24 protein-coding genes and 1 tRNA gene are annotated in these 25,640 nt (G+C 64.3%); 6 read left to right on the top strand and 19 right to left on the bottom strand.

The features are described 5' to 3' along the window. Window positions 1-83: 83 nt before the first annotated feature. Complete coding sequence (locus tag CSQ91_RS22935) at window positions 84-281, bottom strand: cysteine-rich CWC family protein (RefSeq protein ID WP_099389732.1); 198 nt, start codon at window positions 279-281, stop codon at window positions 84-86. Window positions 282-512: 231 nt separating this feature from the next. Between CSQ91_RS22935 and argB the strand changes: the two genes are divergently transcribed. Both argB and CSQ91_RS22925 read left to right on the top strand, forming a co-directional pair. Beyond that, window positions 513-1,406: an acetylglutamate kinase gene (gene argB, locus CSQ91_RS22930; RefSeq protein ID WP_010393729.1), complete on the top strand. Its 894-nt coding sequence runs from the start codon at window positions 513-515 to the stop codon at window positions 1,404-1,406. A gap of 65 nt (window positions 1,407-1,471) precedes the next feature. Further along, window positions 1,472-1,546: transfer RNA gene (locus CSQ91_RS22925), tRNA-Thr, on the top strand. A gap of 141 nt (window positions 1,547-1,687) precedes the next feature. On the opposite strand, the gene CSQ91_RS22920 is transcribed toward CSQ91_RS22925, so the two are convergent. Then, window positions 1,688-2,557, bottom strand: coding sequence for a TraB/GumN family protein (locus CSQ91_RS22920; RefSeq protein WP_306508871.1), 870 nt, complete (start codon window positions 2,555-2,557; stop codon window positions 1,688-1,690). Between the two features lie 95 nt (window positions 2,558-2,652). Between CSQ91_RS22920 and CSQ91_RS22915 the strand changes: the two genes are divergently transcribed. The 3 genes from CSQ91_RS22915 to pabB all read left to right on the top strand — a co-directional run bounded on the left by CSQ91_RS22915 (window position 2,653) and on the right by pabB (window position 5,931). Then, window positions 2,653-3,387: a pyrimidine 5'-nucleotidase gene (locus CSQ91_RS22915; protein ID WP_099389730.1), complete on the top strand. Its 735-nt coding sequence runs from the start codon at window positions 2,653-2,655 to the stop codon at window positions 3,385-3,387. A 102-nt stretch (window positions 3,388-3,489) separates the two neighbouring features. Continuing rightward, the gene (gene slmA / locus CSQ91_RS22910) at window positions 3,490-4,065 is read left to right on the top strand and encodes a nucleoid occlusion factor SlmA (protein WP_099389729.1); all 576 of its coding nucleotides are present in this window, start codon (window positions 3,490-3,492) and stop codon (window positions 4,063-4,065) included. A gap of 21 nt (window positions 4,066-4,086) precedes the next feature. Continuing rightward, on the top strand, window positions 4,087-5,931 hold the full coding sequence (gene pabB / locus CSQ91_RS22905; RefSeq protein WP_099389728.1) for an aminodeoxychorismate synthase component I: 1,845 nt from the start codon (window positions 4,087-4,089) through the stop codon (window positions 5,929-5,931). Between the two features lie 84 nt (window positions 5,932-6,015). Here pabB and CSQ91_RS22900 read toward each other — a convergent pair whose 3' ends face one another. After that, window positions 6,016-6,375, bottom strand: coding sequence for a DUF1428 domain-containing protein (locus tag CSQ91_RS22900; protein ID WP_034783795.1), 360 nt, complete (start codon window positions 6,373-6,375; stop codon window positions 6,016-6,018). A gap of 115 nt (window positions 6,376-6,490) precedes the next feature. Beyond that, the gene (locus CSQ91_RS22895) at window positions 6,491-7,084 is read right to left on the bottom strand and encodes a glutathione peroxidase (protein WP_099389835.1); all 594 of its coding nucleotides are present in this window, start codon (window positions 7,082-7,084) and stop codon (window positions 6,491-6,493) included. Between the two features lie 181 nt (window positions 7,085-7,265). On the opposite strand from CSQ91_RS22895, the gene CSQ91_RS22890 reads away from it, so the two are divergent. Further along, window positions 7,266-8,390, top strand: a complete 1,125-nt coding sequence (locus tag CSQ91_RS22890) for an extracellular catalytic domain type 2 short-chain-length polyhydroxyalkanoate depolymerase (RefSeq protein ID WP_099389727.1) — start codon at window positions 7,266-7,268, stop codon at window positions 8,388-8,390. 6 nt (window positions 8,391-8,396) lie between these two features. Here the strand turns inward: CSQ91_RS22890 and gabD are convergent, their stop codons facing one another. The 15 genes from gabD to CSQ91_RS22815 form a co-directional block, all read right to left on the bottom strand. Further along, complete coding sequence (gene gabD, locus CSQ91_RS22885) at window positions 8,397-9,851, bottom strand: NADP-dependent succinate-semialdehyde dehydrogenase (RefSeq protein WP_070218955.1); 1,455 nt, start codon at window positions 9,849-9,851, stop codon at window positions 8,397-8,399. Between the two features lie 80 nt (window positions 9,852-9,931). Next, window positions 9,932-10,774 (bottom strand): PPK2 family polyphosphate kinase, encoded by an 843-nt coding sequence (locus CSQ91_RS22880; protein ID WP_070279946.1) that lies wholly within the window; start codon window positions 10,772-10,774, stop codon window positions 9,932-9,934. After that, window positions 10,771-11,193, bottom strand: a complete 423-nt coding sequence (locus CSQ91_RS22875; protein WP_070258345.1) for a CoA-binding protein — start codon at window positions 11,191-11,193, stop codon at window positions 10,771-10,773. Before CSQ91_RS22875 ends, CSQ91_RS22880 begins: the two co-directional genes overlap by 4 nt. A 159-nt stretch (window positions 11,194-11,352) precedes the next feature. Then, complete coding sequence (locus CSQ91_RS22870; protein WP_092609553.1) at window positions 11,353-11,994, bottom strand: bifunctional 2-keto-4-hydroxyglutarate aldolase/2-keto-3-deoxy-6-phosphogluconate aldolase; 642 nt, start codon at window positions 11,992-11,994, stop codon at window positions 11,353-11,355. Between the two features lie 13 nt (window positions 11,995-12,007). After that, window positions 12,008-12,901 carry an SMP-30/gluconolactonase/LRE family protein gene (locus CSQ91_RS22865; RefSeq protein ID WP_099389726.1) on the bottom strand — a complete coding sequence of 298 codons (894 nt, stop codon included), beginning with the start codon at window positions 12,899-12,901 and terminating at the stop codon, window positions 12,008-12,010. A gap of 16 nt (window positions 12,902-12,917) precedes the next feature. After that, window positions 12,918-14,648, bottom strand: a complete 1,731-nt coding sequence (araD, locus tag CSQ91_RS22860; protein WP_099389725.1) for an L-arabinonate dehydratase — start codon at window positions 14,646-14,648, stop codon at window positions 12,918-12,920. Next, entirely contained in the window at window positions 14,645-15,658 is a 1,014-nt protein-coding gene (locus CSQ91_RS22855; RefSeq protein WP_099389724.1) for a 2-dehydro-3-deoxygalactonokinase, read from the bottom strand. The genes araD and CSQ91_RS22855 overlap by 4 nt, the downstream gene beginning before the upstream one ends. An 84-nt stretch (window positions 15,659-15,742) precedes the next feature. After that, entirely contained in the window at window positions 15,743-16,510 is a 768-nt protein-coding gene (locus CSQ91_RS22850; RefSeq protein WP_139144525.1) for an aldose epimerase family protein, read from the bottom strand. Further along, complete coding sequence (locus CSQ91_RS22845; protein WP_070279940.1) at window positions 16,507-17,706, bottom strand: XylR family transcriptional regulator; 1,200 nt, start codon at window positions 17,704-17,706, stop codon at window positions 16,507-16,509. Before CSQ91_RS22845 ends, CSQ91_RS22850 begins: the two co-directional genes overlap by 4 nt. 188 nt (window positions 17,707-17,894) lie before the next feature. After that, window positions 17,895-19,037 carry a sugar ABC transporter permease gene (locus CSQ91_RS22840; RefSeq protein ID WP_099389723.1) on the bottom strand — a complete coding sequence of 381 codons (1,143 nt, stop codon included), beginning with the start codon at window positions 19,035-19,037 and terminating at the stop codon, window positions 17,895-17,897. Beyond that, window positions 19,034-20,605 carry a D-xylose ABC transporter ATP-binding protein gene (gene xylG / locus CSQ91_RS22835; protein ID WP_099389722.1) on the bottom strand — a complete coding sequence of 524 codons (1,572 nt, stop codon included), beginning with the start codon at window positions 20,603-20,605 and terminating at the stop codon, window positions 19,034-19,036. Before xylG ends, CSQ91_RS22840 begins: the two co-directional genes overlap by 4 nt. A gap of 120 nt (window positions 20,606-20,725) precedes the next feature. Beyond that, on the bottom strand, window positions 20,726-21,700 hold the full coding sequence (gene xylF / locus CSQ91_RS22830) for a D-xylose ABC transporter substrate-binding protein (protein ID WP_099389834.1): 975 nt from the start codon (window positions 21,698-21,700) through the stop codon (window positions 20,726-20,728). A 153-nt stretch (window positions 21,701-21,853) separates the two neighbouring features. Next, window positions 21,854-23,641 (bottom strand): IlvD/Edd family dehydratase, encoded by a 1,788-nt coding sequence (locus CSQ91_RS22825; RefSeq protein WP_099389721.1) that lies wholly within the window; start codon window positions 23,639-23,641, stop codon window positions 21,854-21,856. Continuing rightward, window positions 23,638-24,405, bottom strand: coding sequence for an SDR family NAD(P)-dependent oxidoreductase (locus CSQ91_RS22820; RefSeq protein ID WP_099389720.1), 768 nt, complete (start codon window positions 24,403-24,405; stop codon window positions 23,638-23,640). Before CSQ91_RS22820 ends, CSQ91_RS22825 begins: the two co-directional genes overlap by 4 nt. Window positions 24,406-24,433: 28 nt before the next feature. Continuing rightward, window positions 24,434-25,591: a fumarylacetoacetate hydrolase family protein gene (locus CSQ91_RS22815; protein ID WP_099389719.1), complete on the bottom strand. Its 1,158-nt coding sequence runs from the start codon at window positions 25,589-25,591 to the stop codon at window positions 24,434-24,436. Window positions 25,592-25,640: the final 49 nt, after the last annotated feature.

Genomic DNA, 25,640 nt, shown 5'->3' with positions numbered 1-25,640 from the left:
AGAAATTCTTGAAAATCGAAGTCTGAACGTATTCCCCTACAAAATGCAAGGTCTTTTGCAAAGGAAAAAGCGTGCCGCGGCTCTTATTTGAGCGGCGTTGCTGCCGGGGGTGTCAAGGCGGCGATGCGGGCTTGCAGGCAGGCGGGGCACCAGCAACCGACGGCTAGGCTGCCGGGCACGGGAACGGCCGGCGGCAGGGCCACGCACCAGCAGGGTTCCTTGGCGTCCGGATCGAGCTGGCCACACTGGAAGGTGGCGCCGCAGAGAGTGCACTGGCTCATGGCTGTGTGTGAATTGGCAAGTGTGTGTCATGCTGCGCCGGCATGCGACGCAGATGTAACTGGCAGTAAAAGGGCTGGCTGGGGGACATATCGGGCCAGACTATAGGATCATCAGGGAAAATACAACAAGATCGCCCTATAATGCCTCCAGGATTTTCTTCTTCCCTGTAAAATCGCACAAATCTATTTTCCGGACTCGCCATGAATCAACTAGCTAACTTGAACCTGGACATGAATGACGACTTGACGGCGGTGTCGCCGCAAATCAAGGCGCAGATTCTGGCCGAGGCCCTGCCATACATCCGCAATTTCCATGGCAAGACCATCGTCATCAAGTACGGTGGCAATGCCATGACGGACGAACGCCTGAAGCACGGCTTCGCGCGCGACGTCATCCTGCTCAAGCTGGTCGGCATGAACCCGGTCGTGGTGCACGGCGGCGGACCGCAGATCGACAACGCGCTGAAGAAAATCGGCAAGCAAGGCACCTTCGTGCAAGGCATGCGCATCACCGATGAAGAAACCATGGAAGTGGTGGAGTGGGTGCTGGGCGGCGAAGTGCAGCAGGATATCGTCATGCTGATCAACCATTACGGCGGCCAGGCTGTGGGCCTGACGGGCAAGGATGGCGGCTTGATCCGCGCGCGCAAGATGCAGATGCCGGACCGCGAACATCCGGGCGAATTCCTCGACATCGGCTTTGTCGGCGAAATCGACGCGATCAACCCGGCCGTCGTCAAGGCGCTGCAGGACGACGCCTTCATTCCCATCATTTCGCCGATCGGTTTCGGCCAGGATGGCCAGGCCTACAACATCAACGCCGACGTGGTAGCGGGCAAGATCGCGGAAATCCTGAAAGCGGAAAAGCTGATCATGATGACCAACATCGCCGGCGTCCAGGACAAGCAGGGCAACCTGGTGACCGACCTGTCCGCGCGCGAAATCGACGAGATGTTCGCCGATGGCACGATCTCGGGCGGCATGCTGCCGAAGATCTCGTCCGCGCTCGACGCCGCCAAGTCCGGCGTCAACACTGTGCACATCATCGACGGCCGTATCGAACACTCATTATTGCTGGAAGTGTTGACCGAGCAGGCTTTTGGTACTATGATCCGTTCGCACTAAAAAAATCGCAACGCATCACAGCGAGTAGTTTGGCGGCGCAGATCACCTGGCGCCGCTTTTAATTTGCCCTTGTAGCTCAGTGGTAGAGCACTCCCTTGGTAAGGGAGAGGCCACGTGTTCGATCCACGTCAAGGGCACCATCGATTTATCCCCGTATCTGAAAAATGTCCATGGCTGCGTTGCCTCGCCTCGCCGTACATGCGTACTGTCTTCGGCTCGGCGCCTTGCCCTGAACACTTTTCATCTACTCTGCCGCCGTTTGCTGCGCGGCTGAGCTAGCGCTAATACACCCGCTCGACCTTCAAGCCCCTTTGACGCAACAAATCCGGCACGCTTTTCGTTCCCACCAGGTGCAGCACGCCGATGGCGGCCAGGCTGGACTTTTCGCGCGCCAGGAGTTTGGCGATGCCGTCGGCCAGGGCCGGGTTGCGGCCATCCAGCAACACCTTTTGCACGAACTGGGCGGCGAACGACGGGTCTGTCGCTGCCTTGGCGGCCAGCTTGTCGAAGGCGGCGGCATCGGCCGTGCGCCAGGCATCGGCGATCTCGCGCGCTTCCTGGCTTTGCTCCTGGTCCTCGATCGACGCCACGCCGTCTTCCAGGAAGCGGCACTGGTCGGCCGGCGACATGGCGCCAAACAGCGCCATCTGGCCTTCCATCGACTCGAGTTCCAGCACGGGGATCTTGCGCGCCTTGGCCTGCTGCGACAGATAATTGTCGACGGCCAGGTCGGAGCGGTAGCCGAGCGTGGAAAATTCGCCAATGGCCAGCATGCTGGCCAGCATCCACGGCTTCATCGGCGCCACCGACTCGGCTGGAATGCCGTATTTTTGCAACAGCGGCGCCAGGCGCGGCGCCAGCGTCTGGCGGCAGTCGGCAGGCACTTTGCTGCCCGGCGCTTCCATGCCGTATTTCAGCACGGCGCCCAGGGCGGCACGCGAATCGGCGCCGGGATCGATCTCCAGCGCCAGCGCGCCAGCCTGGTGCAGCGCCTGCGTCACCGTCGGTTCCAGCGGATAAAAATCGGGCGCGCCGACGTGGATGGTGCCGAACAGATACAGGGTGTGGCTGGCATCCTGCACCTTGAACAGGGCGCCCCGGTTTTGCGCCACGGGCAGTGCTTCGGCAAAGGCCGCCGGCAACGGCAGCAAGAATAATCCGCAAAACATCACTATAATCTGGCGTCGCATGGTTTTCCTGATTGTTGAATTTTTCATCTTGCTTATCATCTTGCCTAAAGACTCCTGTGCCTGTGTCCCATCTTAACCGCTCGTCGCCGGTCTGGCTGTTTGACCTCGACAACACGCTGCACAATGCCTCGCATGCCATCTTCCCCACCATCACGGCCAATATGAACACGTATATTGCCCGCGTGCTGGGCGATGGCGTCACGCCGGCCGACGACGCCATCGTCAATGCGGCGCGCGCGGCCTACTGGCGCCGCTACGGCGCCACCTTGCTGGGCATGGTCAAGCACCATCAGGTACAGGCAGCCCATTTTTTGCACGAGACGCATAGCTTCGACGATTTGCGCACCATGATACGCGCCGAGCGGGGACTGGGGGCTTTACTCAAACGCCTGCCTGGCCGTAAAATTTTACTCACCAACGCGCCGCTGCGCTATTCGAGCGACGTGATGCGCCACCTGGGCTTGCGCCAGCATTTTTCACAGCATATCTCCATCGAGGCGATGCATGTGCACCGCCAGCTGCGGCCCAAGCCATCGACCCTGATGCTGCGCAAACTGATGCGAAAGCACCAGATCCGCCCTGGCCGCTGCATCCTGGTGGAAGACACCCTGGCCAACCTGAAGGGCGCGAAAAAACTGGGCCTGCGCACGGCCTGGATCACGCAATACCTGAAAATGGCCGATCCGATCGGCGTGGCGAAGTTGCCCAAGGCGTTAAATCGCCCCGCTTACGTCGATGTCAAAGTAAAATCTGTCCGGCATTTGGCACGCCGCCTTCACCGTCTGCGTTGAAGGGGACTCCTGGGCTTCCGGTTGACGCCGGAAGCCGCACCGCTAGCGGCGGTGACGGACCTCCCCATCGAGGCAGCATTTTTTTTAACGACAAGAGAAAATATGGCAAGCACACCGCCGGGCCAACGCAGGCTACAAATTCTTCAGGCCCTCGCCGCAATGCTGGAGCAGCCGAAAGGCGAAAAGATCACCACTGCCGCACTGGCGGCCAGACTGACCGTGTCGGAAGCGGCCCTGTACCGCCATTTCGCCAGCAAGGCGCAAATGTTCGAAGGGCTGATCGAATTCATCGAGTCGAGCGTCTTCGGCCTGATCAACCAGATCGCGGAAAAGCACAGCGACGGCATGACGCAAACACGCGACATCATCGGCATGCTGCTCAATTTCGCCATCAGCAATCCGGGCATGACGCGCGTGCTGATCGGCGATGCGCTGGTCAATGAGGACGAGCGCCTGCAAGTGCGCATGAACCAGTTCTACGACCGCGTGGAACTGGCGCTCAAGCAGGCCTTGCGCATGGCAGCCGCCGAAGGCCATGGCAAGGAAAGCGAAGTGGCGGCGCGCGCCACCCTGATCGTCAGCTTCGTCATCGGACGCTGGCACCGCTACGCCAAGAGCGGCTTCAAGATCAACCCATCCCAGGAAGCGGCGCTGCAAATCGCCATGCTGCTGGGGTAAGTCACCGCCGCGGCTGTCCCCATGCACACCGACTGTTTCGCCCTGCTCGACGACGCCAGCACGCCCGGCGCCGGTTCGCGCCTGTACACGGGCCTGGCGGCAGTCTTGCAGTGCACCGAGGGGCAACAGTGGCCCACCCTGCTCGGGGGGCTGCAAGAGGCCTTGGAACGCGGCCAGTACGCCGTCAGCGTGTGCAGCTACGAACTGGGGGCCCACTTGCTGGGCATGCCACCGCGCGCGGCAGATCCCGGCGCGCCGCCGCTGGCGCAAGTGCTCGTCTTTGAACATTGCACGCAGCTGTCGCAGGATGAGGTGCTGCAGTGGCTGGCCGAACGTACGCCGGCGACGGCAACGCCGGCCGGCATCGCCGGCATCCGCGCGAATGTCGACCAGGCGCAATTTACGCAGGCGCTGCACCGCATCCACGACTACATCGTGGCCGGCGACACCTATCAAGTCAACTACACCTATCGTTTGCGCTTCGACGCCTTCGGTTCGCCCCTGGCCCTGTATGCGCGGCTGCGCGCGCGCCAGCCCGTGCCGTATGGCGCGCTGGTGATGCTGCCCGATGGCGGCGCCCTGCTGTCGCTGTCGCCGGAGCTGTTCGTGCGCCATGCCCAGGGCGAGCTGATGGCGCGCCCCATGAAAGGCACGGCGCCGGCCGCCCCTGCGGACCAAGTAGCAGAAAACGCGCGCCGCGCCGCCGCCCTGGCCCATGATCCGAAGAACCGCGCAGAAAACCTGATGATCGTCGACCTGCTGCGCAACGACATCGGCCGTATCGCCGCCACGGGTTCCGTCAAGGTGCCGGCCCTGTTCGAGGTGACGCGCTACAGCAGCGTGCTGCAAATGACCTCCACCGTGCAGGCGCGCTTGCGCGACGACGCCAGCCTGGCCGACATCTTCCAGGCCTTGTATCCATGCGGCTCGATCACGGGCGCGCCGAAGCGCCGCACCATGGAAATCATCGCCGAACTGGAAGCGGCGCCACGCGGGATCTATACGGGCGCCATCGGCTGGTTCGATCCGCCGGCCGCCGGCGCTGCCCACGCGGTGGGCGACTTCTGCATGTCCGTGCCGATCCGCACCCTGGCCCTGCAAGCGGCGGGCCATGGCGGCATCCGGCGCGGCGAGATGGGCGTGGGCGCCGGCATCGTGCTCGACAGCGAGCCGCAGGAGGAATTTGCGGAGTGCCAGCTCAAGGCCCGCTTCCTGACGGGGCTGAGCAACGACTTTGAACTGTTCGAAACCCTGCACGCCAGCCGTGCCGGTGGCTGCCGCCAGCAAGCGCGCCACCTGGCGCGCCTGGCCGCCTCCTGCGCCTACTTCGGTTTTGCCTGGAGTGACAGTGCCGCGCGTGCCGCGCTGCAGGCCGCCTGCGCGGCACGCCCGGACGATGCCCCCTTCCGCCTGCGCCTGGCGCTGCGCCAGGATGGCCAGTTCACGACGCAAAGCGGCGCGCTCACCGCCTTGCCGGACACGGTCAACATCCTGTTGGCGCCCGACGCCACCGTGGCGGACGACCTATTCCTGCGCCACAAGAGCAGCGTGCGTGCACGCTATGACGCAGCCTGGCGCGCGGCCGAGGCGCAAGGCGGCTTCGACATGCTGTTCTTTAACGAACGGGGCGAACTGACGGAGGGCGGGCGCAGCAATGTCTTCGTCCGGCTGGACGGCCGCTGGCATACGCCGCCCCTGTCCTGCGGCCTGCTGCCCGGCGTGCAGCGCGCGGCCATGCTGGCCGATCCCGCCTGGAACGCGCAGGAAACCATCATCACGCGCCCCATGCTGGCGCGGGCCGAAGCGATTGTCGTATGCAATGCGCTGCGCGGGGCGTTGCCGGCACATATTATCGCTAGCGCCTGAAACCGTTCAGGGCAAGGCGCATTGCCGAAGGCAGTGCAACTGCACGACGAGGCATTGCAACGCCGCCATGGACTGTTTCAGCCGCTAGAGGTCCACCTGCATTTCATAACCGCCGTAGATCATCCGCTTGCCATCGAACGGCAGCTTGGCCGGATCCATCATCTCGGCCAGGCGCGGATCTTTCATGACCTTGTCGTTGATTTCATCGCGCTTGGCGCGCGACGCATACACGATCCATGAAAACACCACCACTTCGCCATCCTGCAAGTCCACCGCCTGCGGGAACGAGGTCAGCTTGCCTGGCTTGACATCGTCGCCCACGCATTCGCGAAATTCCAGCGCGCCATATTCGCGCCAGATGGCGCCGCAACTGCGCGACATGGCCAGGTAGGCATCGAGCTTGGCTTTCGGTACGGGCACCACAAATCCATCGACATACGCCATGATGTTCTCCTTTGTTGTGACAAACGCGAACAACCAGCTTAGGACAATGATGGCAAGACGACAAGCGCAACATTAAAAAAAAGCAGGCGTTCAAGCCTGCTTGCGTCTCGGCAACTTACAGCGCCAGCGCTTTTTCCACCGCGCCGACGAGTTTCTTGTCATCCGGCGTCACCTTGCTGGGGAAGCTTTCCACCACTTTCCCGTGGCGGTCGATCAGGTATTTATGGAAATTCCAGGCCGGCGTCTTGCCCGTCTGCTTGATCAGGTCCACATACAGCGGGTTCGGCGCGGGACCGGAGACGACGGACTTCGAAAACATGGGGAACTTCACGCCGTAGGTGTTGTAGCAGAAATCGGCGATTTCCTTGCTGTTGCCGGGTTCCTGCTTGCCGAAATCGTTCGACGGGAAACCCAGCACCACCAGGCCCTTGCTGCCGTACTTGGCGTACAGCGCCTCGAGCCCTTCATATTGATTGGTAAAACCGCAATAACTGGCCGTATTCACCACCAGCACGACCTTGCCCGCGTACTGGCACAGGTTTTGCGGCGCTTCATCCTGCAGGCGGTTGAAGGTTTGCTTGAGGATGGCGGGACAGGCGGCCGGAGCAGCGGTAGCTGTAGCGGCTTCGGCAGCATGGGCCGGCATGGCCAGGCTGGCACTGGCGGCAAGGGTGGTGAGCGCAAACAGCTGGGCAAGGGTCTTGGACATGAAGGGCACCATGGTTGAACGGAAAAAAACCATTCTATGTCAAACGCCGCGCGCGCGTATGAGACGGACAACAACAGCGATTGCTTGAGCGACATCAACGACAGTGCAGTACTTGCCCAGCGCACAGTTTTTTTACCTATGCTCGGCCTTCCTGTCCCTTTTCTTGCCCTGTGGAGTCGCCATGCCCTTCCCGCACCTGACCGTACTACCCTCCGCCCTGCTGGCTGCCAGCCTGCTCATCCTGGCGCCAGGCGGCGCGCACGCCGCCACGATGGCCAAAGCCGTCAAGCCCGCCGCGACCAGGGACGCCCCCGCCCTGCCCGGCTACCAGGCCGACCTGAGCCAGACCACCGTATCCGGCCTGTCCTCGGGCGGCTTCATGGCGGCGCAATTTGCCGTCGCCTACTCGGCCACGGTGGCCGGCGCAGGCATCATCGCGGGCGGCCCGTATTTCTGCTCGGGCCAGCCGGGCCGCTTCCCCTACATTCCCTACCTGACGAATGCCCTGACCACCTGCATGAATCCGGGCAGCGCGCAGGTGGCGCCACCCGTGGCCAGCGAATTGCTGCGCGCGGCGAACGATTTTGCGCGCGCCCGCCTCATCGACGACACGGCCAACCTGAAACGCCAGCGCGTGTATCTGTTCAGCGGAACGAAAGACCAGACCGTGACGCGGCCGGTGGTGGAGCAGGTGGGAAAATTCTATGCATTGGCGGGCACGCCGGCCGAGCAGATCCGCTTCGTCGACACGGTCGGGGCGGGCCACGCCATCATCACGGACAACAACCAGGACAAGGCTTGCGATGTAACCGCGTCGCCCTTCATCAATGACTGCGACTTCGTGCAGGCCCGCGACATCCTGCAGCACCTGTATCCGGACCTGCAGCCGTCGTCGACCACGCTGACGGGCAAGTTGATATCCTTCAACCAGCGCGCCTTCATCCAGAACGCGTACTCGAGCATGAACAATACGGGCTACGCCTACATCCCGAAAGCCTGCGACAGCGAGAGCTGCCGCGTGCACGTGGTGTTCCACGGTTGTTTGCAAACGACGCAGGCCATCGGCGACCGCTTCTATACCAGCACCGGCTACAATCAGGTGGCGGACGCCAACAAGATCATCGTGCTGTATCCGCAGGCCGAACCGAGCCCCGTCTACCCGTACAACCCGAAAGGCTGCTGGGATTTCTGGGGCTACACCAGCATCAATCCGATCGACCCGGATTTCTACCGCAAGAGCGGCACGCAGATGGAAGCGGTCAAGGGCATGCTGGACCGCCTCGCCGCGCGCCGCGGCTCGCGCTAGGCGACCTTAAATACCGCCCATGCAGATGTACTTGATGACCAGATAGTCCTCGATTCCGTAGGTCGACCCTTCACGGCCCAGGCCCGATTGCTTGACGCCGCCGAAGGGCGCGATCTCGTTCGAGATCAGGCCCGTGTTGACGCCGACCATGCCCGTTTCCAGGCCTTCGGCCACGCGCCAGATGCGGCCGATGTCGCGCGAATAGAAGTAGGCGGCCAGGCCGAATTCCGTGTTGTTGGCCAGGGCGATCACTTCATCGTCCGTCTTGAAGCGGAACAGGGGTGCCAGCGGGCCGAAGGTTTCCTCGGTGGCCACGCGCATGTCGTTCGTCACATCGGCGATGATGGTCGGCTCGAAGAAGCCGTTACCCAAAGCATGGCGCTTGCCGCCGGCCAGCAGGCGGCCACCCTTGCCCAGCGCGTCGGCCACGTGTTCTTCCACCTTGGCGACAGCCTTGGCGTCGATCAGCGGGCCTTGCGTGACGCCTGCCTCGATGCCATTGCCGACCTTCAGCTTGGCCACGGCGGCCACCAGCTTGTCGGCAAACGCGTCATACACGCTGTCCTGCACGTACAGGCGGTTGGCGCAGACGCAAGTCTGGCCCGCATTGCGGTATTTCGAGGCGATGGCGCCTTCCACGGCGGCGTCCAGGTCGGCGTCGTCGAAGACGATGAATGGCGCATTGCCACCCAGTTCCAGCGACAGTTTCTTGATCGTCGGCGCACACTGTTCCGCCAGCAGGCGGCCCACCTGGGTCGAACCCGTAAACGTCAGCTTGCGCACGATGGGGTTCGACGTCATTTCGCCGCCGATGTCTTTCGGCGCGCCCGTGACGATGCTGAACACGCCCGCAGGCACGCCTGCGCGCTCGGCCAGCACGGCCAGCGCCAGCGCGGAAAACGGCGTCGCTTCGGCCGGTTTCAAGACCATCGGGCAGCCGGCAGCCAGGGCCGGGCCGACTTTGCGGGTGATCATGGCGGCGGGGAAGTTCCACGGCGTGATGGCGGCGCATACGCCGATCGGCTCCTTGGTGATGACCAGGCGGCGGTCTGGCCACGGCGATTGCAGGGTATCGCCCGCCACGCGCTTGCCTTCTTCCGCAAACCACTCGATGAACGAGGCGCCGAACTGCACTTCGCCTTTCGCTTCCGGCAGGGGCTTGCCCTGCTCGGTGGTCATGATCAGCGCCAGGTCGTCGGCGTTTTCCAGGATCAGGTCATGCCAGCGGCGCAGCACGGCCGCGCGCTCCTTGGCCGTCTTCTTGCGCCAGGCGGGCCAGGCGGCATTGGCCGCCTCGATGGCGCGGCGCGTCTCGGCTGCGCCCATCAGGGGCACCGTGCCGATATGCTCGCCCGTGGCGGGATTGCTCACATTAATCGTCTGGCCACCATCGGCATCCGCCCAGGCTCCATTCACGTAAGCCTGGTGACGCAACAAGGTAGGATCTTTCAACTGCAGCATATGGATCTCCGGTCTGGTTTGAATTATCGACGAGGGATACTATGCCACAGCGCGGCCGATTCCGCAGGCGATGCGCGGAACTACTCGACCTTGAAAGACGACAGTTTCGGGTCCGGCGCCGGGTATTCCAGCTTCATGCCCTGCAGGGTTTCCAGCAGCAGGGATGCCACCACCAGGTTGCGCTGCGTCTTGGAATTGGACGGCACCACGTACCACGGCGCGTGGTCGGCATCCGTCTCGCGGATCGCCGTTTCATAGGCGCGCTGGTAGCCATCCCACTTCTTGCGCTGGGCGATATCGTTGGGGTCGAACTTCCACTGGCGGTCGGGATCGTCGAGCCGCTCCTGCAGCCGTCCGCGCTGCTCGTCCTTCGAGATATGCAGGAAGATTTTCAGGATGACGGTGCCTGTTTCGCTCAGCATGCGCTCGAAATCGCGGATCTGCGCGTAGCGGCGCTGGCATTCGGCCTTGTCGATCATGTCCTGCACGCGCGTGATCAGCACATCCTCGTAATGGCTGCGGTTGAAGATGGCGATCTCGCCCTTGACGGGCACGTGCTGGTGCACGCGCCACAGGTAATCGTGCGCCAGTTCGATATCGGTAGGCCCCTTGAACGCCACGGCGCGGATGCCCATCGGATTGATGTTGCTGAAGATCGCCTTGACCGTGCCATCCTTGCCCGACGTATCCATGCCCTGCAAGACCAGCAGCACCTTCTTTTTGTGCTGCGCATACAGCATGCTCTGGCACTCGGCGATCTGCGCCGTCAGGGCCACGGTTTCCTCGCGGTCCAGGGCCTTGCATTGGGCTGCCGTCAGCTTCTTGTTCGCCGCCTTGGTGGCAGCGCCCAGCAGGCGCTTGCCGGCGAAATCCTCGTTCAGCTCAAAATCCTTGCCGGCACGAAATTGTGTGCGCGCCTTCATGCCGCCACCGCCAGCTTGCGGTGCTCGATTTTTGTGCAATGGTCCATCACCACCTCCAGCCCCGCCGCCCGTGCCAGCTGCGCCGCCTGTTCGTTGACGACATCGAGCTGCAGCCACAGGCAGCCGGCCTTGACGGCAATGGCTTCCTCGGCGATGGGCAGGATATCTGCCGACTTGCGGAAGCAGTCGACGATGTCGATGCGCGCCGGCGCCACGGCTGCCGCAGCCTCCGTCAGGGTGGCATAGGCGCGCTGTCCCAGCACATCACGCCCGGCGAGGGCCGGATTGACGGGCAATACGCGGTAGCCCTGCTGCAGCAGGTAGTCGGCCACTTCATGGCTGGCGCGTTCGGGCTTGTCGGACATGCCGACGATGGCGATGATGCGGCTGTCTTGCAGGATGCGGGCGATGTTGGGCATATTCTGGTCTATGAGGCGTGCGACATTGCCCGCCTAGCGTAGCAGAAAAAACCTACTGCGCGGCGCGATTTGCGGCTTCCGATGCTCACTGTGCATTCGCACAGCTCCGCTTCTCAGCCACAACTCACATCCGCTCGCTACGGTTTTCTCAGCAGGAGGTTACTCAGAACGCACGGCCGCCATCTTCGCCACGAAGGCTTGCGCGCGCGCCGTCACGGCCGCGTAATCTCCCGTGGCGCCCGGGCCACTCAGACTGCTGCCGATGCCCACGGCCACGGCGCCGCTGGCAAACCATGCATGCAGGTTTTCCACCGTCACGCCGCCCGTGGGCATCAGCGGCGCTTGCGGCAGGGGGGCGCGCAGGGCCTTGATGTAGGCGGGACCGAACATCTCGGCGGGGAAGACCTTGACGATGTCGGCGCCGGCCTGCAGGGCCGTGACGATCTCCGTCGGCGTCATCGCCCCCGGCATGGACAGCACCTGGTAGCGCTGGCACAGCGTGATGGTCTCCACGTTCACGCCGGGCGAGATGATGAATTGGGCACCGGCCAGGATGGCGGCGCGTGCCGTCTCCGTATCGAGCACCGTGCCCGCGCCCAGCAGCACGTCATCACCATGGCGTTCGCGCAGGGTGCGCAGCACGCCCAGGGTATCGGGCGTGGTGAACGCCACTTCCAGCGCCGTGATGCCGCCGGCGATACATGCCTCGGCAATCTGCACGGCCGCCTGCGCCGAAGAGGCGCGCACGATGCCGACCATGCCCCGTTCGATAATGCCCTCGAAAACCGTGTGCTTCTGCATTTGCTCTCTCCTGTCAGGCCGGCAGGGCGCCAAAGCGCACTTCCGGCAAACCGCGCACGCCCACCTGGCGCGCATGAAACAATCCCCCGGCCAGCGGTTCGCTCTCCAGCTGGGCAGGGGTCAAGCTCTCCTGCGCCGTCGTGACGAACAATTCGTCGTAGTGCGGGCCGCCCAGGCTCACGCAGCTGGGTTGCGAGACGGGCAGGCTGATCTTGCGCTCGACGCTGCCGTCCGGCGCGAAGCGCAAGACCCTGCCGGCGCCCCACTGCGCGCTCCACAGGTAGTCATCCGCGTCGATGGTGGCGCCGTCGGCGGCGCCCGGCCCCGGATCGAGCACGGCAAACACGCGCACCCGGCTGGCGTCGCCCCCCAGGTAATCATCCCAGCGATAGATCGCCTTTTTCATCGAATCGCAGAAGTACATGGCCGTGCCGTCGACGCTGAAGCAGATGCTGTTCGAGATGGCGATCTGCGGCAGCGGCAAGCGCTCCAGGGTCAAGTCCAGGTTGAGGCGATAGAAGCTGGCGATCGCATCGCGGCACGGGCGTTCATCGAGCGTGCCGAAGACAAAGCGTCCCTGGCGGTCGCAGCGGCCATCGTTCAGGCGCGTCATGGGCAAGTCCCCCTCCACCGTGTGCAAGCGCGTGACGGCCCCGCTGCGCGCGTCAAACCAGGCCAGTCCGGAAGCCAGTCCCAGCAACAGCACATCGTCGCTATCCGTCAGCGCGAAGCACGCCAGGCGCTCGGGCATGGCCCAGCTCTGGCGCTCCCCCGTGTCCAGCACCAGCGCATGCAGCTGGCAGCCTTCGATATTCGTCCAGAAAACGCGGCCGCTGCGTTCGCACCAGCGCACGCCCTCGCCCAGGAAGTTCTGCGCATCGACCAGTAGTTGGGCCTGTGTCCCCATCATTTTTCCTTGTTTTTCAGTGTGATTCGCGCGGAACCGCGGAGCCGCGGCAGCCGACGAGAAAGTCCAGGTCCGCGCCTTCGTCGGCCTGCGTCACGTGCTTGATATACATCGACTGGTAGCCGCCCTTCATGGCCGGCGGCGGCGCGCTCCACTCGGCGCGCCGGCGCGCCAGTTCGGCCTCGTCGACGTCCAGGTGCAAGCGGCGCCCCGCCACATCCAGTTCAATCATGTCGCCATCGCGCACCAATGCCAGCGGCCCGCCCACGGCCGCTTCCGGCGCCACGTGCAGCACCACCGTGCCGTAGGCCGTGCCGCTCATGCGCGCGTCCGAGATGCGCACCATGTCGCGCACGCCCTGCTCCAGCAGTTTTTTCGGCAGTCCCATATTGCCCACTTCCGCCATGCCCGGATAGCCCTGCGGGCCGCAATTTTGCAGCACCATCACGCAGTTGGCGTCGATATCGAGCGCGGGATCGTCGACGCGCTTTTTATAATGCTCGATACTGTTGAAGACGACGGCGCGGCCACGGTGCTGCATCAGTTCCGGCGAAGCGGCCGACGGCTTGATGACGGCGCCGCGCGGGGCCAGGTTGCCATGCAGAACAGCGATGCCGCCTTCGTCCTTGAAGGGCTGCGCCAGCGGCGTGATCACCTCGGGATTGAAATTTTCCGCTTCGGCCACGTTGACGGCCATGCTGGCGCCCGTGACGGTGAGCGCCTCGCCATGCAATTTGCCCAGCAGATCGCGGATGATCACGGGCAGGCCGCCCGCATAGTAAAAATCTTCCATCAGGTACTGGCCCGACGGCATCAGGTTCAGCAGGCAGGGAATGTCGCGGCCCAGACGGTCCCAGTCACCCAGGCGCATGTCCACGCCGATGCGCCCGGCGATGGCCAGCAGGTGGATCACGGCATTGGTCGAGCCGCCGATGGCGCCGTTGACCATGATGGCGTTTTCAAACGCTTCGCGCGTGAGGATCTGCGACAGTTTCAGGTCTTCATGCACCATATCGACGATGCGCCGGCCCGTCAGCTGCGCCTGCAGCTTGCGGCGCGCATCGACGGCGGGAATGGCCGCGTTGCCGGGCAGGGTCACGCCCAGCGCTTCGACCATGCTGGCCATGGTGGAAGCCGTGCCCATCGTCATGCAGTGACCGGCGGAGCGCGACATGCACGATTCGGCCTGCTTGAATTCGTTTGAGGTCATGCGCCCTGCCCGCACGTCTTCGGAAAACTTCCACACGTCCGTGCCCGAACCGATCGGTTTGCCGCGGTAATTCCCGTTCAACATGGGACCGCCCGACAGCACGATGGTCGGCAAGTCCACGCTGGCCGCGCCCATCAGCAGGGCCGGCGTGGTCTTGTCGCAGCCCGTCAGCAGCACCACCCCGTCGATCGGGTTGGCGCGGATCGATTCCTCCACATCCATGCTGGCCAGGTTACGGAACAGCATGGCCGTCGGGCGCAGATTCGTTTCGCCCAGCGACATGACGGGAAATTCGACGGGAAAGCCGCCCGCTTCGAGCACGCCGCGCTTGACCATCTCGGCCAGGTCGCGGAAATGGCCATTGCAGGGCGTCAGCTCGGACCAGGTATTGCAGATGCCGATGACGGGGCGGCCATCGAAAGCGTCGCTGGGATAGCCCTGGTTCTTCATCCAGCTGCGGTGAATAAAACTGTCCTTGTCGTCGCCGCCAAACCACGCTTGCGAACGCAAGGGACGCTTGTTCTTGTTGCTGCTCATACTGTCTCCTGCGGGGAAATCAAGCCGCGCGCGGCGGCGATCAGCAGCGCACCGTGACCGGCCAGATTGGCTTGCTGCTGGTCGTCGACGATGATGCGCTTGCCATAAAAAAATCCGTGTTCTTCGATCAGCAGCCCGAGCGCCTGGCGCAGCATGGGTTTACCAGTAATGACGAGCGGCGTATCGGGCCGCATCTGGATGGCGGTGCTGTTGCGCAGCGCCAGCAGGTCGCCGCTGAGGACGGCGCCCATCAGGAAATTGGCCCGCTCATTGCATTCGACAGCGCTGAACTGGCCCAGGGTGCGCACGCTGAAGCAGGCGCGCGCCAGCCCCGTTTTTTGCGCCGCTGCCGCGCCGGCCAGCAGCATTTTCGGCACCAGGGTCTGGGCAAATCCGCCGTCGACCGATTGCTTGATCAGGGTGTGCTGCGTGATCGCCTGCAGCAGCTCGCCCGCGATGGTGGTGCTGCAGCCGAGGATGCGGCGCTGCTCGTCCACGCTGATCAGTTTGGTATGCGAGCCGGGCATGATCAGGGTCGCCGCGCCCCGCAACTGCAGGCGCTCGAGCAGCGCGACGACTTCCGTCTCTTCGCCGCGCATCATGTCCATCGCTTCGACGTTATGCAGGCCGACGGCGCCATGCTGGTTGCGCACGCCGGGAATCAGCCACAGGGGCTGCGCCAGCACGTCGGGCAAGTCCACCGCCTGCATGCCTTGCGCCAGCTGGGCCAGGCCGGCAGGCGCCGGCAAATGCGGTACCTCCCGCACCCCCATGGGCGAAGTGATCATGCCAGACGCCAGCGCCAGATCCACCTCGGATGGCGCGATGCCGGCACCGGCCAGCACGCTGGCGATGGTGTCGCGCAGCGCCTGTTTCAGCGCGCCGTTATGGCCATCGATGGCGGTATTGCGCACGCCCGTTTCCAGCTGCGCCTGGGCGACGACGGCGCCCGCGCGCCACAGCAAGGTACGCGTATTGGTGGTGCCGGCATCGATGGTGAGTATGTTCATGGGCAGGTTCGCAGCGTCGGTCAGGACAAAAATAAATGAGGGAAAAACTACCCCATGGTAGAACTGCCCCGCATATCTGACCAATCACTTATTTGACATCATTGATACCGGTTCGGATATGTCAAACGCATCGATATCCTGCACGCCCAAACGGTAGGCAAGGTTGAAGCGCCTCGCCTCTCCCGGCTGCAGTTGCACGCCCTGCGCCAGCAGGGAAAAACAGCGCGCATCGGAATACAGATGGCAGCTGTCCTGGGTGCTGGAAAAACGCAAGACCCGGCCCGACGCGGGGTCGGCAACCCGCGCAGCCTCGCGCAGCTGGCCGCTGCCAGTCCAGTAAAAGTCATGCCGGAATCCCGGCGATTGCGCCAGCGCGGGCCAGGCCAGGCGCGAAGCGAGCGGCGCCGCGTGACGGAAGTCGAATGCGCTGCCCGCCACATCGAGCGGAGCGCCGCCCGCGCAGCCGCCGGGCCGGTAGCGGTCAGCGGCCAGGCGCAGTACATGGTCGCCCACGCCGGCACGGCCGCCCTGCAGATTGAACAGGGGCGCGGCAAGAGAGAAACGGGAAGCCGTATCGGCCGTGGCATCGCAATCGAGGTAAAGGCTGCCATCGTCGTCAAGCCGGTAGGCCAGGCGCACCGACAGACCATCTTGCGCCAGGTGCAGCCGCAAGTGGCCGTCGTTTGGCGCTGCGCCCTGCCAGCCCGTGGACGCACGCGCCGCCGGGGGCACCGCGCCCAGCACATCGGCCAGACGGCCATAGCGGTCGGGCGCCCACCAGGCCCGCACGCTGGCATCGTGCGCGTCGATGGCCACGCACATGCCGCGCGCATTGCGCAGCAGATGCATCATGGCGCCGGCCCGGGCGCTGGCGGCGGCCGGCTGCGCTGCTGGAATTCGCGCGGCGTGCAACCGAGTTCGCGCTTGAAGACGGCATGCATGTACTGCACCGTGGTAAAGCCGCAACGCACGGCCACCTCGGCCACCTGCCCCGGCCCGCGCGCCAGCAGGGTCTTGGCCGCATCGAGCTTGAAATGCAGGATTTCATCGTGCACGCTGCGCCCCAGCTCGTGGCGGAAGTGCGCTTCGAGCGAGGAGCGCGAGACCCCCACGTAATCGGCCACCTGCTCCGTCTTGATGCCCTGGCAGGCGTACTGGCGGATGAAGTGGCGCGCCTGCATCACCTGCGGATGCTGGAAGGGCTGGTGGCGCGTGGAAGCGAGCACGTTCAGGCCGGCCGGCGGCACGAGGATGCGCGTACCGGACAGGCGCGCGCCATTCAACATCTGGTGCAGCAAATGCGCCGCCGTGCGGCCCATTTCCTCCGTGCCCTGGATCACGGAACTCAATGGAATGCGCGTGAGCATGCGCGCCAGCGGGTCGTTGTCGATGCCGATCAGGGCCACTTGCTCCGGCACGGCGATCCCCGCATGCATGCACGCCTGCAGCAGCTGGCGCGCGCGCGCGTCGCTGACAGCGATGATGCCGACGGGTTTTTCCAGGCTGTTGAGCCAGGCGATCTGCTGCTCCACCGCTTCGTCCCACGAGGGCGCGCTGGTGGCGACGCCCCGGTACACGTCGGCGCGCATATGGTCGCGCTCCATCAAGGCGCAAAATGCCGTTTCGCGCTCCTGCGCCCAGCGGTTGACATCGGCCTCGGGCAGGCTGAAACAGGCAAAGCGGCTCAATCCCGCTTCCACCAGGTGTTCATAGGCCAGCTTGACGATCTTGAAATTATCGGTCGCCACGTACGGGATGCCGGCCGGGTAATCCTCCGCGCGCGCATACGACCCGCCGACGGCTACCACCGGCAGGCGGCTGTGCGCCAGCGCCGCGCAGACGGCCGGATCGTCGAAATCGGCGATGATGCCATCGCCCTGCCAGCGCTCGATGCCCGGCAGGCGGCAGCGAAAATCCTCTTCCAGGAACAGGTCCCAGGACACGCGCGTGGTGTTCAGGTAGGCGGCAATGCCGGCGATGATGTCGCGGTCATAGATCTTGTTGCCGTTAAACAGCAGCGCGATACGGTGCGCGGTCGGCAGTTTCATGCAGGTGTCTCCTCCATGTGGCGGCCAAAGAAGTATCTCTGGCCGCACGACGTAGTCAGGCCTTTCGGGACCTCGAAAAACCGTAGCGAGCGGTCCAATATCGTCTTGAGTAGCGCAAGCGTACAAAGGTACGCTGAGCAACGCAGAGGCGATAGTGGGGCGCGCAGTAGGTTTGTCGAGGGTCCACGCTATCTGCGTCCGGCCCGGGTGCTGACATCGACCCACACGGCGAGGGTGAGGATACTGCCTTTTACGATCATCTGCCAGTAGGTGTCCACGTCCAGCATGGACATGCCGTTATCCAGGCTGGCCATCACCAGCGCGCCGATCAGGGCGCCGTACACGGTGCCCGAGCCGCCGCGCATCGAGGTGCCGCCGATGAAGCAGGCGGCAATCGCATCGAGTTCGCTGAAGGTGCCGGCCGAGGGCGAACCGGCCGCCAGGCGGCCCGTGTTGATCAGGCCGGCCAGCGCGCACATCAGGCCCATGATGCCGAAGATCCACAGCTTGACGGCTTTCACGTTGATGCCGGACAGGCGCGTCGCTTCCATATTGCTGCCGACAGCGTAGATGCGCCGGCCAAACACGGTCTGGCTGGTGATGTAGCTGAACAGTCCCAGCAAGGCCAGCAGCAACAGCACGGGCAGCGGGATGCCTTCATAGCCGTTCAGGGTTTGCACGAAGGCATACAGCACGGCGCCGATGACGGCCAGGCGCAAGCCGTCGGCCCAGGGCGCCGTCTGCGGCAAGCCATGCTGTGCGCGGCTGGCACGCGCGCGCCACGTCAGGAAGGCGGCCAGAAGGAACAGGCCGATGCCCAGCACGATGCCGGGCACGGCGGGCAGATAGCCCTGCCCCAGGTAGACCATCGGATCGGAGACGGGCGCGATCGTGATGCCGCCCGTGATGCCCAGCAGGATGCCGCGGTACGCCAGCATGCCGCCCAGTCCCACGATGAAGGAGGGGATGCCCCGGTAGGCCGTCAGATAGCCGTTGAGCAGGCCGATCACCAGGCCGCAGCCAAGTACGGCCGCCAGGTTCAGCGCCAGCGGCCAGTGCTGCGTCACGTCCAGCACGGCGGCGATGCCGCCGAGTAGCCCCAGCAGGGAGCCGATCGACAGGTCGATCTCGCCGGCGATAATCACCAGCACCATGCCGCAGGCGAGGATGCCGGTGACGGACATCTGGCGCAGCAGGTTCGACAGGTTGCGCGGCGTGAGGAAACTGCCCTCCGTCTTCCACGAAAAGAAGGCCCAGATCAGCGCCACGGCGATCAGCAGGGCCAGCATCTTGTATTGGGTGAACAGCTGTTTGATACTGTGCGGTTTCATGCTGCGGGTTCCTTGTTTGCGGTGTTGGCGGCGGGTGCCGGACGCTGGTCCAGCGCCGCCGCCAGCACGGTTTCCTGGCTCAGGCCATCGTTGATAAAGTCGCCGCGCAGGCGGCCTTCGCCCATCACCAGCACGCGGTCGGACACGCCCAGCACTTCGGCCAGTTCCGACGAGACCATGATGATGGCCACGCCCCGGTCGGCCAGCGCCAGCATCAATTTGTAGATTTCATATTTGGCGCCCACGTCCACGCCGCGCGTGGGTTCGTCGAGGATCAGCACGCGCGGGCGCGTCAGCAGCATCTTGGCCAGCACGGCCTTTTGCTGGTTGCCGCCCGACAGGCTCGTAATGGGCAGCGAAGGGCTGGCCGCCTTCAGTTCCAGCTGGGCGATCTCGCCGCGCACGGCCGTCAATTCCGCCTCGCCATCGATGCGCGTGGCGCGCGCGAATTCTTCCAGCACGGCCAGGGTGATGTTCTGTCCCACGTCGAGGTCGGGCACGATGCCGTGGTGCTTGCGGTCTTCCGGCACCATGGCCAGGCCCATGGCGATGGCCTTTTGCGGCGAGCGGGTATCGATCTTGCGGCCATCGAGCCATACTTCGGCCTGGCACGGCCCCTGGTATGCGCCGAACAGGGCCGACACGAGCTCCGTGCGCCCCGCCCCCACCAGGCCGGCGATGCCGAGGATCTCGCCCTTGCGCAGGGTGAATGACACATCGTCGATCCGCTTGCGCTGCGGGTTGTCGGCATCGATGCAGGTCACGTGGCGCGCCTCGAACAGCACCTCGCCAATGGCCGGCGGCTGCGCGCGCTGCGGATACAGCTGGCTCATTTCGCGGCCCACCATCTGCGCGATGATGCGTTCGACGTTCATCTGCGCCATCGGCGTGGTGGCGATGTGCTTGCCGTCGCGGATGACGACGATGGTGTCGCAGATGGCCGCCACTTCATCGAGCTTGTGCGAAATATAGATGCAGGTGACGCCCTTGGCCTTCAGTGAGCGCAGGATATCGAGCAGCACGGCGATTTCCGACGCCGTCAGCGACGATGACGGCTCGTCGAGGATCAGCAGGCGCGCATTCTTGTTGAGCGCCTTGGCGATTTCCACCAGCTGCTGGTGGCCGCCGCCGTAATTCATCACGGGCTGCGCCACGTTCAGTTCGGGAATTTTCAGTTCGCGCAGCAGCTCGTCGGCGCGCTTGTACATGGCCGCATAATGCATGCGCCCGCCGGGCAGGGTGAGCTCGCGGCCCATGAAGATATTTTCGGCCACGGACAGCTGCGGCACCAGCATCAGTTCCTGGTGGATGATGATGATGCCCGCGTCTTCCGTGTCGCGGATCGATTGCGCGCGCAGGGGCTGGCCATCCCACAGGATGTCGCCCTCCCAGGTGCCGTGCGGATACACGCCGGACAGCACCTTCATCAGGGTCGACTTGCCGGCGCCATTCTCGCCGCACAAGCCGATGCACTCGCCGGCCCGCACCTGCAGGTCGATGCCGTCAAGCGCGCGGACACCGCCAAACTGTTTGACGATGCCTTTCATTTCAAGCAGATAGTCGGACATTCTTGCTCTCGTTGCTGATACGGGGAAAAATGTCGGATTACGCTACGCTGATCCGACCTACCGGTAAAAACGGGTAGGTCGGGTTAGCGCATGGCGCGTAACCCGACATGACACAGGCGATCAATTACCGAGTTGCGCCTTGGTATAGAACCCATCGTCGACGAGAATGTTCACATTCGCCTTGGTCAGCGGCGTAGGCTTCAGCAGCACCGTGCTGACCTTTTTCAGGCCGTTGTCATAGCTGGAGTTGTAGGCCGGCTTTTCATTGCGCGCCAGTTGCACGGCCAGTTTGGCCGCTTCCGAAGCGATGGTTTTCAGGGGTTTGTAGACGGTCATCGATTGCGTGCCGGCGATGACGCGTTTCACCGCCGCCAGATCGGCGTCCTGGCCCGAGACCGGCACCTTGCCGGCCAGCTTTTGCGCTGCCAGGGCCTGGATGGCGCCGCCGGCCGTGCCGTCGTTCGAGGCGACGATGGCGTCGATCTTGTTGCCGTTGGCCGTCAGCGCGTTTTCCACGATGGACAGCGCTTCGGTGGCGCTCCAGTCCTTCACCCACTGCTGGCCGACGATCTTGATGTCGCCCTTGTCGATGAACGGTTTGAGCACCTTCATCTGGCCTTCGCGCAGCATCTTGGCGTTGTTGTCGGTCGGCGAGCCGCCCAGCAGGTAGTAATTGCCCTTCGGCTGCAGCTTGGTCACGCCCTCGGCCTGCATTTCGCCCACTTTCTCGTTGTCGAACGAGATATACGCGTCGATATCGGCATTCAGGATCAGGCGGTCATACGACAGCACCTTGATGCCGGCCTTTTTCGCTTCCTTGACGGTGTTGTTGAGCACTGTCGCGTTGAACGGCACGATCACCAGCACGTCGACGCCGCGCGAGATCAGGTTTTCGATCTGCGAAATCTGGCGCTGCTCGCTGGCGTCGGCCGACTGCACGAAGACCTTGGCGCCCTGCTTTTCGGCGGCGGCGATAAAGAAATCGCGGTCGCGCGTCCAGCGTTCCACGCGCAAATCGTCGATGGAAAAGCCGATCTTCGGGTTTTTCGCATCGGCCAGAGCGGCGCTGCTGCTCAATGCCAGCATGGCGGTCATGATGGCTGCACTGATGATCTTGTTCATTGTGTGTCTCCTTGTGGATTTTATTAACAACGTTTTTTCACTACGGGGTACTGCTGAAAAATTTTATGTCTGTGGTGGTGTCGGGTTACGCGCGGAGCGCTAACCCGACCTATCCCGACCTGCCTGCTAATGGTTGTGGCGCGGCAGGGTCTGGCCCACGGCGCGGTATTTCAGCGCCAGCTCCATGCAGGCGCCCGTTTCCAGCTGGCCCACGCTGGCGCGGTAGATTTCCTGCCACGGCGTGGCGCTGTCGTTGACAGGCGGCGGCAGCGCCGTGGCGCGGCGCGCCAGTTCGTCAGCATCGACCAGCATGTCGCACCGGCCCGCGCTCAAGTCCACGCGGATGATGTCGCCCGTGCGCAGCAGCGCCAGGCCGCCACCCACGGCGCTTTCCGGCGACGCGTTCAGGATCGACGGGCTGTCCGAAGTGCCCGACTGGCGCCCGTCGCCCAGGGTCGGCAGATTCAAAATACCGGCCTTGAGGAGCGCATCGGGCGGCTGCATGTTGACCACTTCGGCCGAACCGGGCCAGCCCACGGGACCTGCGCCGCGCATGACCAGCATGCAGCTGTCGTCGATATTGAGCGCCGGGTCGTTGATGCGCGCGTGGTAATCGGCAGAACCGTCAAAGACGATGGCGCGCGCTTCGAACACGCCTTCGCTGCCGGGACGCGACAGGTAGCGCTCGCGGAAAGCGGGCGAGATCACGCTGGTCTTCATGATGGCAAAATCGAACAAGTTGCCCTGCAAGGCCATGAAACCGGCCTTTTCCTTCAATGGCGCGGCAAACGGGCGGATCATCTCGCGGTCCGCGCTTTCACAGCCCGCCAGGTTTAGCGCCATGCTCTGGCCCGTGACCGTCAAGCGCTCGGTGTGCAGCAAGCCCGCCTGCTGCAGCTCCCACATCACGGCAGGCACGCCGCCGGCACGGTGAAAGCGTTCGCCCAGATACTTTCCGGCCGGCTGCATGTTCAACAGCAGCGGCACGTCATAGCCGTGCGCCATCCAGTCGCTCGAGTGCAATTCCACGCCAGCATGGCGCGCCATGGCCATCAGATGCGGCTGGGCGTTGGTAGAGCCGCCGATGGCCGCGTTGACGATGATGGCGTCCAAAAACGCCTCGCGCGTGAGGATGCTCGACGGGCGCACGTCGTCATGCGCCATGCCGACGATGCGGCGCCCCGTTTCATAGGCGATCTGGCCCCGCTCGCGATACGGCGCGGGGATGGCCGAGCAGCCCGTCAGGGACATGCCCAGCGCCTCGGCCAGCGCATTCATGGTCGATGCCGTTCCCATGGTGTTGCAGTGGCCGGCCGACGGCGCCGAGGCGGCAGCGATCTGCAGGAATTTGTCGTTGTCGATCAAGCCGGCGGACAGCTGGCGGCGGCCTTTCCAGATGGCGGCGCCGGAACCCACCAATTCACCGTCCATCCAGCCGTCGAGCATGGGGCCGCCCGACAGCACGATGGCGGGAATGTCCACCGTGGCGGCGGCCATCAATTGCGCCGGCGTCGTCTTGTCGCAGCCCGTCGTCAGCACCACCGCGTCGATCGGGTAGCCATGCAGGATTTCCACCAGGCCCAGATATGCCAGGTTGCGATCCAGCGCGGCCGTGGGACGGCGGCAGTTTTCAAAGATCGGATGCAGCGGGAATTCCATCGGGATGCCGCCCGCGTCGCGGATGCCGTCGCGCACGCGCTGGGCCAGTTCCAGGTGGATGCGGTTGCACGGGCTGATATCGCTGCCGCTTTGCGCAATGCCGATGATGGGCCGGCCCGAACGCAGCTCCTCTGCCGTGATGCCGTAGTTCATGAAGCGCTCCAGGTACAGCGCCGTCATGTCGATATGGTCGGGATTGTCGAACCAGTCCTGCGAGCGGAAGCGCCGCGCCTGGGGTTGGGCGGGAATGTTCATGCGCCGTACCAGCCTGCGTCGACGTAGTATTCGCGTCCGGCGCACTTGGCCGCGTTGTCCGATGCGAGGAACAGCGCCAGCGCCGCCACGTCTTCCGGCTCCACGCGCAGTTGCAGGCATTGTCCCTGCAGGATCACGGCTTCCGCCTCCGGCGTATGCCACAGCCGCTCTTGGCGCGGCGTGCGCACGGCGCCGGGAATGATGCAATTGACGCGGATGCCGTCGACACCCAGGTCGCGCGCCAGGCCGCGCGTCAAGCCCTCGATGCCGGCTTTCGCCGTCATGTAGATCGACAGCCTCGCTTGCGCCAGGTGCCAGGAAATCGAACCCAGGTTGAGGATCACGCCGCCCCCCTTGGCGCGCATGGCCGGCGCCACTGCCTGAGCGCAGAAATACTGGTGGCGCAGGTTGACGGCGATGCGCTCGTCCCAGTAGGCGGGCGTGACGTCCTGCAACTGGTGGCGGTCGTCATTGGCCGCGTTGTTGATGAGGATATCCGTGGCGCCCGCGCTGTGTTCAATCTCGGCGAAGGTGGCGGCCAGGGCGCCCAGGTCCGTCAGGTCGCAATAACGGAAAACGGGCGGCTGCGGCAGGTCGGCCAGCTTTTCCTGCAGCGCCAGCGACGCCTCGCGGGCGATATCGAGAAAGGTGACGTGGGCGCCCTGACGCGCGAACGCTTCGACGATGGCCACGCCGATGCCGGTGCCGCCGCCCGTGATGACGACGCGCTGACCTGCCAGGCTGGGATAGATTGCATATTGCATGGTGTCTCTCGTTATAGGAATTGGGAAATCAGATCAGGCCGCGCTGCGCCAGGCTCCGGTACAGCGCGCGCACGCCGAACGTCCAGGGAGTAATCGCATCGCAGCGCTGCACTTCGTTGACCAGCGCGCCCAGCGCGGCGCTGGCGATGGTGACGCGGTCGCCCAGGTGGTGTGTAAAGCCGCCGCCTTGCGCGTCGCGGTCCTTCACGGGCGAGAACATGGTCCCCAGGAACAGCATGAAACCGTCCGGGTACTGGTGGTACTGGCCTGCCGTCTGGCGCACCAGGTCCAGCGGGTCGCGGCTGATCTCGCGCATGAAGCTGGCGCCTTCGAGGACAAAGCCGTCGTCCGCGCCTTCGATCAGCAGCGACACCTCCGCCTGACGCACGGTGTCGAGCGTGAAGTGTTCGTCGAACAGGCGGATGAAGGGGCCGATGGCGCAGGAACCGTTGTTGTCCTTGGCCTTGCCCAGCAAGAGGGCGCTGCGCCCTTCGATGTCGCGCAGGTTGACGTCGTTGCCCAAGGTCGCCCCCAGCACCTCGCCGCGGCTGTTGACGGCCAGGACGATCTCCGGCTCCGGGTTGTTCCAGGCGGACGATGGCAGCAAGCCCACCTGCGCGCCGCAGCCCACCGACGACATCGGCTGCGCCTTGGTAAACACTTCCGCATCGGGGCCGATGCCCACTTCCATGTATTGCGACCAGGCGCCGCGCTGCTGCAACTGCTGTTTCAGGCGCTGCGCCGCGTCCGAGCCGGGCTTCAATGCCGACAAGTCGCCGCCCAGGGTCATTTGCAGTGCAGCGCGCAAGCTCGCCGCGCGCGCCGCGTCGCCGCCCGCCTGTTCCTCGATCACCCGTTCGAGCAGGCTGACGGCGAAGGTCACGCCGCAGGCCTTGACGGCCTGCAGGTCGCACGGCGCCAGCAGCAGCTCGCCTGCCGGTGCGGCCAGCGCCTGCTCCAGCAGCGCCTGCACGGAGCCAAGCGCGATTCCGGGTGCATGGCGGGCGATATCGAGCGCATCGCTGCGCTCGAACAGCTCGGCCACCGTCGCCACCGTCTGCGTGATGTCGACCACCTCGCCGCCACGCACGGCGACGACGCAGGGGCCGTCACGCCAGATGCGGCCGATGAGGAGGGCCTGCGCCAGGTCGGCGGGCAACAGGGAGGCGGGAGAAATCGGCTGCATGGCATGCTTTCAAAAGGTCGTGACGGGATGGCTGGTCTTCAAGTCCGGA

Origin of the sequence: Janthinobacterium sp. BJB301 (genome assembly GCF_002735685.1) — a bacterium.
Lineage (GTDB): Bacteria > Pseudomonadota > Gammaproteobacteria > Burkholderiales > Burkholderiaceae_D > Janthinobacterium > Janthinobacterium lividum.
This window is presented reverse-complemented; position numbering and strand designations above follow the sequence as displayed.